Annotated in this window: 9 protein-coding genes; all 9 read right to left on the bottom strand. The window is 40.7% G+C overall.

Annotated features, from left to right (window positions below; all coding sequences use genetic code 11):
- Positions 1-12: 12 nt before the first annotated feature.
- Positions 13-1,410: a tetratricopeptide repeat protein gene (locus ACESK1_RS03625; RefSeq protein ID WP_372918029.1), complete on the bottom strand. Its 1,398-nt coding sequence runs from the start codon at positions 1,408-1,410 to the stop codon at positions 13-15.
- Between the two features lie 91 nt (positions 1,411-1,501).
- A complete protein-coding gene (locus tag ACESK1_RS03620; RefSeq protein ID WP_372918027.1) occupies positions 1,502-2,698 on the bottom strand; it encodes an aspartate aminotransferase family protein in 1,197 nt (398 codons plus the stop codon).
- Positions 2,695-4,572 carry an OstA-like protein gene (locus ACESK1_RS03615; RefSeq protein ID WP_372918025.1) on the bottom strand — a complete coding sequence of 626 codons (1,878 nt, stop codon included), beginning with the start codon at positions 4,570-4,572 and terminating at the stop codon, positions 2,695-2,697. Before ACESK1_RS03615 ends, ACESK1_RS03620 begins: the two co-directional genes overlap by 4 nt.
- 158 nt (positions 4,573-4,730) lie before the next feature.
- Positions 4,731-6,002, bottom strand: coding sequence for an adenylosuccinate synthase (locus tag ACESK1_RS03610; protein ID WP_372918023.1), 1,272 nt, complete (start codon positions 6,000-6,002; stop codon positions 4,731-4,733).
- An 11-nt stretch (positions 6,003-6,013) separates the two neighbouring features.
- Entirely contained in the window at positions 6,014-6,469 is a 456-nt protein-coding gene (locus tag ACESK1_RS03605) for a Fur family transcriptional regulator (RefSeq protein ID WP_372918021.1), read from the bottom strand.
- A gap of 23 nt (positions 6,470-6,492) precedes the next feature.
- Positions 6,493-8,703, bottom strand: coding sequence for a bifunctional (p)ppGpp synthetase/guanosine-3',5'-bis(diphosphate) 3'-pyrophosphohydrolase (locus ACESK1_RS03600; RefSeq protein WP_372918019.1), 2,211 nt, complete (start codon positions 8,701-8,703; stop codon positions 6,493-6,495).
- A gap of 38 nt (positions 8,704-8,741) precedes the next feature.
- Entirely contained in the window at positions 8,742-9,977 is a 1,236-nt protein-coding gene (locus ACESK1_RS03595; RefSeq protein WP_372918017.1) for a M48 family metallopeptidase, read from the bottom strand.
- Between the two features lie 18 nt (positions 9,978-9,995).
- Complete coding sequence (locus ACESK1_RS03590; protein ID WP_372918015.1) at positions 9,996-10,805, bottom strand: TrmH family RNA methyltransferase; 810 nt, start codon at positions 10,803-10,805, stop codon at positions 9,996-9,998.
- An 87-nt stretch (positions 10,806-10,892) separates the two neighbouring features.
- Positions 10,893-12,194 carry an amidohydrolase family protein gene (locus ACESK1_RS03585; RefSeq protein ID WP_372918013.1) on the bottom strand — a complete coding sequence of 434 codons (1,302 nt, stop codon included), beginning with the start codon at positions 12,192-12,194 and terminating at the stop codon, positions 10,893-10,895.
- Between the last annotated feature and the right edge of the window lie 4 nt (positions 12,195-12,198).

The raw sequence follows: 12,198 nt of genomic DNA, 5'->3' as shown, positions 1-12,198 counted from the left end.
TTAGCAAAATAACTAAGAGAGGTTTATAAAGGAATTTATAATTTCTTTTACGCTTTTACGTTGAAAGATATTTGGGAAAAGTTCTTCGATTATAATATAATATTCAGCATCCAGCTTAAGACCATTATTTAGGTGATAATAAGCTTTCTCTCCTTCGTTTAGATTGAAATATAATCCCGCAAGCCTGAATTCGATCTCTGCCGAATCCGGATGAAATTCTAAAGCCTGATTAAGATTGTTGATAGCAATTCCATATTCCCCTAAATCGATAAGAATATCACAGCGTTTAATCCAGGTTTCCAGTTCATAATTGCCCAATTCAAGGCTCTTTTTGTAACCGTATTCTGCCTCTTCATAAAGTTTCAAACGATTATTTATCTTGGCAAAGCGTTTCCAGTAAAGAACATTTTCTTCGTCTATACTTATAGCCTTATTGATGTAATAAAGGGCTTTTTGAAAGTTCTTTGTCCTGATATGGAAATCGGTTATTGCGATCCAACCTTTATCCAGCAAGGGATCCTCGTGTACGCACTGCTTGTAATGCTTTAAAGCGAGTTCATCTAAACCTAGTTTCTCAAAGCTTTTTCCAATTCGTAAATAAGCAAAGGAAGTGGGATCGTCCAATTCCAGGGTTATCTTGTAGTTTTCTATGGCTTCATTATAACGGCCAAGCTTCTCCAGAACTTTTCCTTTTTCAAGGTAAGCACCAATAAAATTATCATCGCTAATTATCGCAAAATCAAAAGCAGAAAGTGCTTTTTGATAATCTTTCAGGTCAAAATATTGTTTTCCTACCTGGTGCCATGCCACCTCGCAGTATGGATTTTTATCCAGGTACATATTCAGGTAATCGATAGCCTCTTCTTTCTGGTCCAGAAAATCAAAGCAGTACATAATATTATAAAGAGCCGAATAATCTTCTTCATCGGCTTCCAGGCATTTCATAAAACTGTACTTGGCGTTCTCAAAATCCTCCAGGAAAAGATATTCCATCCCGATAAGCGAAAAAACTTCTGCTTCATCCAGGGTGTTTTCAAGAGCAAGTTCGAGCATTTGAATTGCCTTTAAATGTTCGTCTCTTTTAGAAAATATCTGTGCTTTTTGTATATATATCTCCTCGTTGGATGCTTCCAAATCCTGAAGTTCACTTAGCAACCCATCGGCCAGATCCAGTTTGTCTTCAAAAACAAGAATCTCAACCTTAAAGAGTTTAAGGTTGGTAGAACTTGGGTGCTGTGCCAATCCCAGCTTCACTGCTTTCTTGGCTAAAGCTATTTTACCGTTTTCCAGGTAGAAGTTAATAATATTCTCAAATTCGTTGGAATCGAAAAACAAAACATCGTTTGTCTTTAACATAGATTCAAAACGGGTAAGTGAGAAATGGTTTTCGTCGTTATGGCTTAATTGCATAGACTGGGGATTACGGGATTTCTACTGTTCTAAAATTATAAATGAATATGAAAGAAAACCCCAAAAATTTATATTGTTGTTAACAAATTAATTAACAGGTTATTTCGTAATTATTAATATTTTCCATTACGTCAAGAATAATGCCACATCCTTCCAGGATTTCTTCTTCTGAAATTGTAAGCGGTGGGGTGATTCTTACGGCCCTTTTCTCGAACAACAACCAGAAAAGAATTAGTTGGCGTTCTTTACACTTTAAGATTAATTTATTAACAATCTCTTCTGAAGGGAGGATGAGGGCAAGCATAAGGCCAACACCCCGAATTTCCTCAATCAACGGATGCACCAGCGTTTTTCTAATCAATTTTTCCTTCTGAAGCGTCTCTGCCATAAGGTCAGTTTCGGTGATTTCCTTTAAGGTAGCCAATGCCGAAGCCGCTATCACAGGATTGCCTCCAAAGGTGGTGATATGGCCCATTTTCGGATTATCGCTCAGACTGTCCATTATTTCAGTGGAAGCCGAAAAAGCCCCAATAGGCATTCCGCCACCCATTCCTTTACCCATAGCTACGATATCGGGAACCATGTCAAAATTCTCAAAACCAAAGAGTTTACCCGTGCGCCCAAATCCAGGCTGAATCTCATCCAGGATCAATAAAGCGCCAACTTCAACGCAACGATCTTTCAGTTTTTTTAAATAGTTTTCCTTTGGAAGAATTATTCCGGCACCTCCCTGAATGGTTTCCACAATTACGGCAGCAGTTCTTTCTGTGATCTTTTCTAGATCTGCTTCCGAATTAAAGTCAAAAAAACCAATATCCCCAAGTAATGGTCTGAAGGGTTTTTGTCTTTCTTCATAATCCATTAGACTGAGAGATCCCATGGTGTTTCCGTGGTACGCATTCCTGGCGGCTAGTATTTCGGTTCGGCCGGTATAACGTCGGGCGAGTTTAAGGGAGCCTTCAATTGCTTCGGTCCCCGAATTGGTTAAATATGTTTTTTCCAATGGCCAGGGGAAATGTTGAGCCAGTAGTTTAGTAAGTTCCACTGCCGGTTGCTGGGCGTATTCCCCGTACACCATTACGTGCAGGTATTTTTCTGCCTGCTCCTGGATGGCCTTTACCACCCGCGGGTGACAATGCCCGAGACTACAGGCTGAAACCCCCGCAACAAAATCCAGATGCTTTAAACCATCGGTGGTGTAGATGTACGAGCCTTTTGCATGTGAAACCTCCAGGGCCAGTGGGTGTGGTGTTGTTTGTGCCTGGTATTTTAAAAAATCTTTCTTCAATTATTCCCTCCTTCTTCCTCTTCTTTTTGCTGATCTTGTTCCTTCAACTGTTCCAGTAGTTCCTCTTCTTCTTTTTTGAAATCAGGCCCGGGAAGGCTATCTCTTTTGCTGGTTGTGGTATCTATTTTCCTCTCCTGCAATCTTTCAGGAAGCCTTAAACTATCCTGACCCGTAGCTGTGGTATCAGTCTTTTGATTTTGAAGATCTTCAGGGCGTAACCTCGAATTCTCGTTTAACAGCAGGTCATCATCCTCGCGTTCATCGAAGAATTCTTCATCCTCATCAGGCAAGGGAATCCCCCGAATGGGAGTTAATTGTGGAGCCGGTTTTCCCTTATACAGGTCTTCTTTGCTTAGCAGACGTTCTTCACCCCGCCAGTTGAAACCAGTGAGTTGCCGTGCATTAATCGGAAAATCTTCTTCAGGAGTCAAAGTGCCATCTACATTTGTAATATAATCGATATAATCAATTTCCTGATTTTCAAAGATGATCTTTATTGAACTGGAGAGGGTTTTATTAATCCCTATTAGTTCATCATTGTCATTCCTGCTATAAAAGAGGGTTTCGGTATTTTTGTTGATGTCTACCTGGTATAGTTCATTATCATTAAAAAGTCCAACCAGATCCTGACCTTTGACCTGGTTATAGCCTTCGATTGAATCTTTCTGAATAAGAAAAGCATTATTAAAAACGCGAAGGGAATCCAGTTTTTCGGTTTCCACATTGCTCTGCAAATGGATGGTGTCTCCTGTCATTTGACTTTCTCCCGACCAAAGAATAGGATTGCGTCTTAACGTAATGGAAGTAACGGGCCCCTCGTTAATGTTAATCAATTTTGTGAGTCCTGTCGCCTGGTCGGTATAAATAGAATCGCTTTTCCCACTCATATCGCTTTTAAACAGCCTTACATCGTAGTAACCTCTAATTACACGTTTATCTTCCTTCCCGGTGATCATTATAGTATCACTATGAATAAAAAGCGAGTCGTTGTCCTGCACCGAAGCAGCAACGGCTCTTTTTGTGATAAACACCGAATCCCTGTCCCGAAAAACTTCGGCATAGTGACCGGTAACCAGACTTTTATTTATGGTATCGGTGACTTTAATATTATTGGTAGCTGAAGCAAAATTGGTATTCCGGTTAAAGAACAAACTATCGCCTTCAACGCGACGGTTGTTATAATCTATGCGGGAATTTTTTACAAAATACCCTGTATCTCCCCGGGTATCGTAAAATCCTCGCTCGCAGTATACCGTGCTGGTTTCACTTTCTATGGTAGAAGGCCCATAGAGATAGGCGTGGCCACTATCAGAATAAAAATCCAATTGCTCTGAATTGATCACATATTCGGGATTGGTTAACACAACTTCTGAAACGAAGGAATATTTATCTTCTTCCAGAAAATATCTTCCTATATTGCTGGTAAGGACACTGGCTGTGTCGGTAACTTTACCACCGCTACGGTAATAAGCCTGCTGCTTACTTCTATCAAAGAAAAGGCTGTCGGTCTCCAGGGTGGTTTGCGGTCTTTCCATCTTTACTTTTCCGCTGGCAAAGGCAAACTGGGTGTTTCCGTTATATTCGGCGTAATCGCTTTGCATTTTAACGGTGTCGCCCTGTTGCATTCTTACATTCCCGTAGGCTTTAAAAAAGTTATCCTGGTCGTAATGAATGGCCTGATCGCACCAGATCTCGATTCCCTCGTGAATAAAATACACCTGATTTTCAACTTTCCCCAATATTATAGCACCGGGATAACGTTCTTCGTTCTTCAGCGTCCGGTCGCTGGTATAATCGATCTTTCGTCCTTCCTGCGCATGGAGCGTTCCTGCGAATAGAATTGAAATAAAAAAATAGATGAAAAAGTTTTTCAAACTGAAGAAATTTTCTTCAAAAATAGCGAAAATAGAAAGAAATGATTGTAATTACTCTTATTAATAAAACATGTGAGAAAAGGCAGTGTTTCCAGGGTTTTTAAAAATAAAAAAGCCGGTTAAATTTTAACCGGCCCATCTTATATTGTGCTTTTTGATTACCTGTGGATGGTTTGTTTCCTGTCGGGACCAACTGATACTATTCTAATTGGTACCTGCAGTTCTTTTTCCAGATATTCCACGTATTCATTGAATTCCTTTGGAAGTTCAGAAGCTTTGGTCATGCCGGTAAGATCTGCTGCCCAACCTTTAAGTTCGGTGTAGACAGGCGTAACATTTTCGGCCTCAATATTATACGGCAGATGCTTGATCTTTTCTCCCTGATAATTATAAGCAGTACAAACTTTCAAAGTTTCAAATCCGCTTAGAACATCACCTTTCATCATGATCAGTTGCGTAATTCCATTGATCTGTACGGCATATTTTAGTGCTACCAGATCCAGCCAGCCACATCTTCGTGCTCTTCCAGTGGTAGCGCCAAATTCGTTTCCAACACGTCCCATGGTTTCACCATCTTCATCAAAGAGTTCGGTAGGGAAGGGGCCACTACCTACACGGGTGGTATATGCTTTAAAAATTCCATATGCCTCTCCAATTTGGTTTGGAGCTACTCCTAATCCAGTACAGGCACCGGCGGCAGTAGTGGTAGAAGAAGTTACAAAGGGATAAGTTCCAAAATCTATATCAAGTAAAGAGCCTTGTGCGCCTTCAGCAAGAATAGTTTTTCCTTCTTTCTGCGCTTGATGTAAAAAAGCTTCACTGTCAATAAACTGAAGTTCTTTTAAGGTGTCTACGGCATCGCAGAATTCCTGTTCAAGTTCAGCAAGATCATATTGCACATCTACATTATAGAATTGAATCATCTTTTCATGCTTATCGGCCAGGGCACGGTATTTATCCTTCCAGTTCTCCAGTTCAAGGTCCCCCACACGGATTCCGTTTCTTCCGGTTTTGTCCATATAAGTGGGGCCAATTCCTTTAAGCGTGGAGCCGATCTTTGCTTTGCCTTTTGAAGCTTCAGAAGCCGCATCAAGCAAGCGGTGTGTTGGTAGGATTAAGTGCGCCTTTCGGGAGATGAGTAGTTTAGATTTGTAATCTATGTTATGCTTGTCAAGGTTCTCCAGTTCTTTTTTAAAGATCACCGGGTCTATCACCACCCCGTTTCCAACCAGATTTACGGTTTTCTCATGAAATATCCCCGATGGGATAGTGTGTAAAACGTGTTTTTGACCGTCGAATTCCAGTGTATGCCCGGCGTTGGGGCCTCCCTGGAATCTGGCTATAATATCGTAATCTGAGGTAAGAACATCAACAATTTTTCCTTTGCCTTCGTCTCCCCATTGAAGACCGAGTAGTAAATCTACCGCCATGAAATATTAGGTTAAGTGGTTGTTTTTTTATTGCCGTAAAAGTATAAAGAATGTTTTTTAATTTCTATATCAAAAACATCTTCAATAGTTTGTTTTATAGATTGGATGCGTGGATCGCAAAATTCTATAACTTCTCCGGTATCGGTAAGTATAATATGATCGTGCTGTCTGTCGAAATAAGATTTTTCATATTGGGCCTGGTTTTGACCAAACTGGTGTTTTCTAACCAACCCACAATCCAGTAGCAATTCTATAGTATTATAAAGCGTAGCACGGCTAACGCGATATTTTTTATTTTTCATTTTGATATACAAGGATTCGATATCAAAATGATCGTCATTATTATAGATCTCCTGTAAGATTGCGAAACGCTCGGGAGTTTTACGATGTCCCTTTTCTTCCAGGAATTTCGTAAAAACATTTTTTACAACAGCCTGATCGTTCTTATTTACAACTTTTTTGCTCATAATTTGATTACAAAGGTATTGGATTATTCACGGCTAACCTTGTCAATGCCGTTAATTTTTTTAAGTCTGTCCATGATCTTATTGAGTATGGAATTGTTTTTTACTACCAGGGTTATTCTGCCATTGAAAACCCCATCCAGACTCTCAAAATTAATCTTTTTCATGTTGACGCCCAGATTACTGGAGATTTCTTTTGTAACATCACTAACCAAACCAACATTGTCCAATCCAGTAAGTTTTATCACTGCTTTAAAGTCCTGTTGTGAGGAATCTATCCACTTAGCCGGAATGATCCTGTAGGCATAGTTGCTTTGGAGTTGGAGGGCATTTGGGCAGTCTTTTTTATGAACTTTTATTCCGTCGTTTACGGTTACGAAACCAAATACCTTGTCGCCGGGAATAGGATTGCAACAATTGGCTAATTTATATTCCAGGGTTTCATCTTCATCGCGTCCAAAAACCAACTGATCGTACCTGGTGGTGATCTCATCCTTATTGAGATCTTCAGCAATTACGGGTTTCTTGATTTTGCGCTTAATATAACTTACCAGTGCATTACTCCTTGAATTCGCAAACTCCTTGAGTTTCTGGTTGTCTATTTTTCCTATACCTACCCGGTAAAACAGGTCGAGGCTGGTTTTTAAATTGAAAAACACCACCAGTTCATTTACCGATTTCTCATTGAAAGGTATCTTCTGTGCTTTTAATTTTCGCGCCAAAATGGCCTTTCCTTCTTCAGCGATCTCTTTCTTTTCTTCTTTAAGAGAAGATTTTATCTTAGCTCTTGCCCTGGCCGTGGTGGCATAATCCAGCCAGTTGATATTAGGCTTAGCGCTTTCTGAAGTGATGATTTCAACCTGATCTCCGCTTTTTAACTCATGACTCAGAGGTACCAGTTTATTATTAACCCTTGCACCACGGGTCTTAAGGCCGATTTCAGTATGTATGCTGAAAGCGAAATCGAGAGGTGTAGAACTTTTTGGTAATGATTTAAGGTCTCCTTGTGGAGTGAAAACAAAAATCTCTTTTGAATACAAATTGAGCTTAAACTGCTCCACAAAATCTACCGCATTTACATCGGGATTCTCAAGGGCCTCCTGAAGTTTATTTAACCATTCTTCAATTCCATGGTCATCCTGAACATCTCCCTGTTTATATTTATAGTGCGCGGCATAACCTTTCTCTGCGATCTCGTTCATACGCTCACTCCTAATCTGCACTTCCACCCATCGGCCTTTGGGGCCCATAACGGTAATGTGCAGGGCTTCGTAACCAGTGGATTTAGGAGAGGAGATCCAGTCTCGCAAACGAGTTGGATTGGGGCGGAAGTGATCTGTAACTATAGAGTAAATCTTCCAGGCCAAAAACTTTTCATTAACAGGATCACTCTTATAAATTATTCTAATGGCAAATTTGTCGTAAACCTCATCAAAAGACACATTTTGTGACTTCATCTTAAGGTTTATACTATAAATGGATTTTGGTCTTCCTTTAATTTCATATTTAAAATCCTCCTGGTTTAGAGAATCTTCTATCACCTTGGAGAACTCCTTGATATAGGCATCCTGTTCCTCCTTGCTTTCTTTTATTTTAGTGTGGATCTCGTGGTAGATTTCAGGTTCAGTATACTTTAACCCCAGATCCTCCAGTTCTGTTTTAATATTATATAAGCCAATTCTGTGGGCTAATGGTGCATAGATGTAAAGGGTTTCCGAAGCGATCTTTTCCTGTTTATCGGGACGCATCGAATCCATGGTTTGCATATTGTGCAACCTGTCTGCTATCTTAATAATTATCACCCTCACATCATCGTTAAGGGTTAGCAGCATCTTTCTGAAATTTTCAGCCTGAAGGGAAACATTCTTATCTTTTCTCAGACTGGAGATCTTGGTAAGTCCGTCAACGATTTTGGCTACGGTCTCCCCAAACATTTCCTCAATTTCTTCCAGGGTATATTTGGTGTCCTCTACAACATCATGAAGCAAAGCTGCAGCAATTGAAGTTGCATCCAGACCTATTTCTGAAGCCACGATCTTAGCTACAGCAATAGGATGGAAAATATAAGCTTCGCCCGATCTTCTACGCTGGTCTTTGTGTGCCTCTACAGAAATATCAAAAGCTTTCCTGATAAGCCTCTTATCCTCATCGGTTAAGCTACGGTAACTTATCCGCAAGAGCTTTTTATATTGCCTGGCAATTTGTTTATTTTCTTCTTCTGTAACTGCTTCTGCCATAAACTGAATATACGATTTAGATTTTTATGAAACAAAAATCAAGCCCTGCTTAAATTCCTGAATCTTTGCAATAATGGGGGATGGGAGTAATGTACAAAAACATAGGCCTTATGCGGGGTAAGGTTACTCAAGTTGTTGCCTGATAATTTTTTCAATCCCGAAATAAGCGGTTGAGCTGAATAGGTTTCCCGCGCAAAATCATCGGCCTGGTATTCAAATTTTCTCGAGATAAGGTTCATGACCAAGCCCGTGATTTCTGAAATAGGGCTGTACAGGATTCCAAAGGCTACCAATCCCACGTGAAAACTCGGAATTTCCACCCCCAAAGCCTGGGATAAAACAGGACTATCAACAAATAAAGACAAAAGCCAAAGGGTAAATCCTGTAGTAAGTACCGAGACTGCCAGGTTCACAATAATATGTTTTTTCTTATAATGTCCAACTTCATGAGCCAGGACCGCTACAATTTCATCCTCCTCGAGATCATTTATCAAGGTGTCATATAAAGTAATTCGCTTTTCCCTTCCGAATCCTGAAAAATACGCATTTGCCTTAGTGCTTCTTTTAGAACCATCTATCACAAAAATGTTGTCCAGTTTAAAACCAACGCTTTTGGCGTAATTTTCTATCTTATTCCGTAGAGAACCTTCTTCAAGCGGAGTTTGTTTATTAAAGATAGGGACTATAAGTTTGGCATAGAACATATTCATAAACACGGCGAAAAAAGCCACTACTATCCAGGTGTACCACCAGAAATCATTTCCGGCAAATTCATAGAACCATACGATAACTGCCAGGATCCCGCCCCCAAGAATTATCATCATTAACCAGCCCTTCAGTTTGTCAAGCCAGAAGGTTTTTTTGGTGGTTTTATTAAATCCGTACTTTTCTTCGATCACAAAGGTGCTGTACCAGGAAAAAGGAGTGGTAAGAATATCGCTTCCCAGCATAATTATTCCGAAGAAAATAAGAGCGATTACAACAGGATTATCACTAATACTTCTCGCGATGCCATCTACCCAGGGGAAACCACCCAGAACAATAAAGCCCAGCGTTAGTGCCAAAGAAAACGAAGAGGTGATAATCCCAAACCGGTAGCGCTCTTTTTTATAGCGTTGAGATTTTTGATAAGCTTCCTCATCGTAAACGTCGTCCAGTTCCTGGGGTACCGGGTCATCAAAATGTTTCGCGTTCAGGTGGTCCAGGATCTTATCGACTAGAAAATCCAGGACGATTATCGCAAGGATGATATAATACAGTGTTTCGGGATTCAAGTGGTTTAGTTTTGGAGTTTAATGCTGAAGAGCTCGCTGTCTCTTTGCCTCAAAAATAAGAATTCCGGCAGCAACTGAAACATTCATGGAATCTATTTCGCCACCCATCGGGATTATGATATTTTCTTCTGAATTTTCCAGCCAGGAATCCTCAAGCCCGGTAGCCTCTGTTCCCACTACAATGGCCGAAGCACCGGTGTAATCTACTTTTGTGTATTGCTTTGAAGCCTGAAGCGCTGCGCAATAGATCTTAATTTTCTTTCTTTTTAGAAATTCAATGATCTCTTCTGTGCTGCCAGTGGCGATTGGCGTGGTGAAGACACAGCCAACACTTGACCTGATGATGTTGGGATTAAATAGATCGGTTTTTGGGTTCGCGATGATCACCCCGTCAAGACCTGCGGCATCGGCAGTGCGCAACAGGGCGCCTATATTTCCTGGTTTTTCAGGAGCTTCGGCAATGAGTAGGAGTGGAGCTTCAGATTTAAATTTCAGACTATTCAGATTCAGTTCTTTGCTTTCAAAAAGAGCGAGAACTCCTTCTGTACTTCCACGATAAGCCAGTTTTTCATAAACTTCAGAAGACAATACGGTTATTTCCGGTTTCTCATTTAGATCAGATATTAATTCTTTCAGTTTTTCTACTGAAAAAAGTTCCTCACAAAAGAAGATCTTTTTCAGCTTAAAACCTCCTTTAATCGCAAGGCCGGTTTCCCTGACGCCTTCAACTAAAAACACAGCTTCTTTGCGGCGTAGGCGTGATTTTTCCTGAAGCTGGTGCAGGTACTTTATCTCCTTGTTTTGCGGACTGCTTATTTGCTTGTACATAGGGTAAAATTAATCAGATTTGAATAATGACAAATGAAAAAGCTCCCGAATTTTCGGGAGCTTTAATCTCTAAATTATATGTCAGAATTATTCGCTCTGACTCTCGTATTTTTCTTTGTAACGATTGTAGAGTTCGGTTTGATGACTGTCCAGGCTTAACTCACGTCCCTGGATAAATGCCTTATCCAGAATATTACCGCGCATATCAAGGGCATCGCCTTCACTGATAAACAAAGTGGCGTCTTTGCCTTCTTCCAGGCTTCCGGCGAAATCATCTATCCCCAGGATCTTTGCAACATTGGAAGTGATAAGGGAAAGGGCGTCTTCTTTGCCCATTCCATAAGCAACAGCCGTTCCTGCGTAAAACGGTAGGTTTCTGGTATTCATTCTTTCCATGCTTCCGGTGCTTTGTAATCCAACCAGAACACCTTCTTTATGAAGAAGGTTGGCTAACTTATAAGGAAGATCGTAGTCATCGTCTTCATTTTCCGGGGTGCTGTGTGCACGGGTTACCAAAACAGGAATATTATTTTCCTTTAATTGATCGCTAAGCTTATGGGCTTCATAACCACCTACAATAACAAGCTCATCCAGGTTTTGATCTTCTTTAAACTGGATCACATCCTGAATCTCTCTTTCTCCATCTACGTGAACGAAGACCTTTTTATCTCCGTCAAAAACACTTTCCATAGCGAGGTAAGGCAGGTTTTTTATTTCTCTGTTTCCGCTTAAATAAGCGCGGGAAGATTTAAAGAATTCTGTCAATTCTCTAAGATGGTCCTGATATTCTTCATTGGGCTTTGCACGGGGATCTTCCCCTGCCCACCAGCGGCCACGGGAAAAACTTCCAGGCCAGTTGATATGAAGTCCGTCATCTTCTTTAACTACCGCATCTTCCCAGTTCCAGGCATCAAATTGCATAATGGAAGAAGAACCTGAGATCCTTCCACCACGCGGCACGATCTGGCCCATCAGTACTCCGTTAGGGCGCATGGATTCTATTAGCTTACTTTCAGCATTATAGGCGATTAAACTTCTAATGTGAGGTAGCATTGTTCCAATTTCGTCCTCATCATCGGTAGCGCGAACGGCATCAACCTCTACCAGACCTAAAGTGGCGTTGGCAGCGATAAATCCGGGGTATAGGTGTTTTCCTTCAGCATTGATTATTTCTCCAGAGGGATCAACATCTCCCGAAGTGCCAATAGCTGTGATCTTTCCTTCTTCAAAAGTAAGAACACTGTTTTCTATTACCTGTCCATTCCCGATATGGGCGGTTGCGCCCACAATGCTAATGGTCTTGCTTTGTTTTGGGGCAGGGGTTTGTTGCGCCAGCCCTGTTCCCAAAGAACAGATAAATACGAATATGAATATATATGTTATTCTCATTGTC

The organism is Salegentibacter sp., from assembly GCF_041642575.1.
GTDB lineage: Bacteria > Bacteroidota > Bacteroidia > Flavobacteriales > Flavobacteriaceae > Salegentibacter.
Note: the sequence above shows the minus strand (reverse complement) of the source record. Positions and strands in the feature narration are given on the sequence as shown.

What these genes read in the sequence shown, in the direction of transcription:
- ACESK1_RS03625 (WP_372918029.1), bottom strand. Translation starts at nt 1,410, where the DNA reads ATGCAATTAAGCCATAACGACGAAAACCATTTCTCACTTACCCGTTTT.
- ACESK1_RS03610 (WP_372918023.1), bottom strand. Translation starts at nt 6,002, where the DNA reads ATGGCGGTAGATTTACTACTCGGTCTTCAATGGGGAGACGAAGGCAAA.
- ACESK1_RS03605 (WP_372918021.1), bottom strand. Translation starts at nt 6,469, where the DNA reads ATGAGCAAAAAAGTTGTAAATAAGAACGATCAGGCTGTTGTAAAAAAT.
- ACESK1_RS03600 (WP_372918019.1), bottom strand. Translation starts at nt 8,703, where the DNA reads ATGGCAGAAGCAGTTACAGAAGAAGAAAATAAACAAATTGCCAGGCAA.
- ACESK1_RS03590 (WP_372918015.1), bottom strand. Translation starts at nt 10,805, where the DNA reads ATGTACAAGCAAATAAGCAGTCCGCAAAACAAGGAGATAAAGTACCTG.
- ACESK1_RS03585 (WP_372918013.1), bottom strand. Translation starts at nt 12,194, where the DNA reads ATGAGAATAACATATATATTCATATTCGTATTTATCTGTTCTTTGGGA.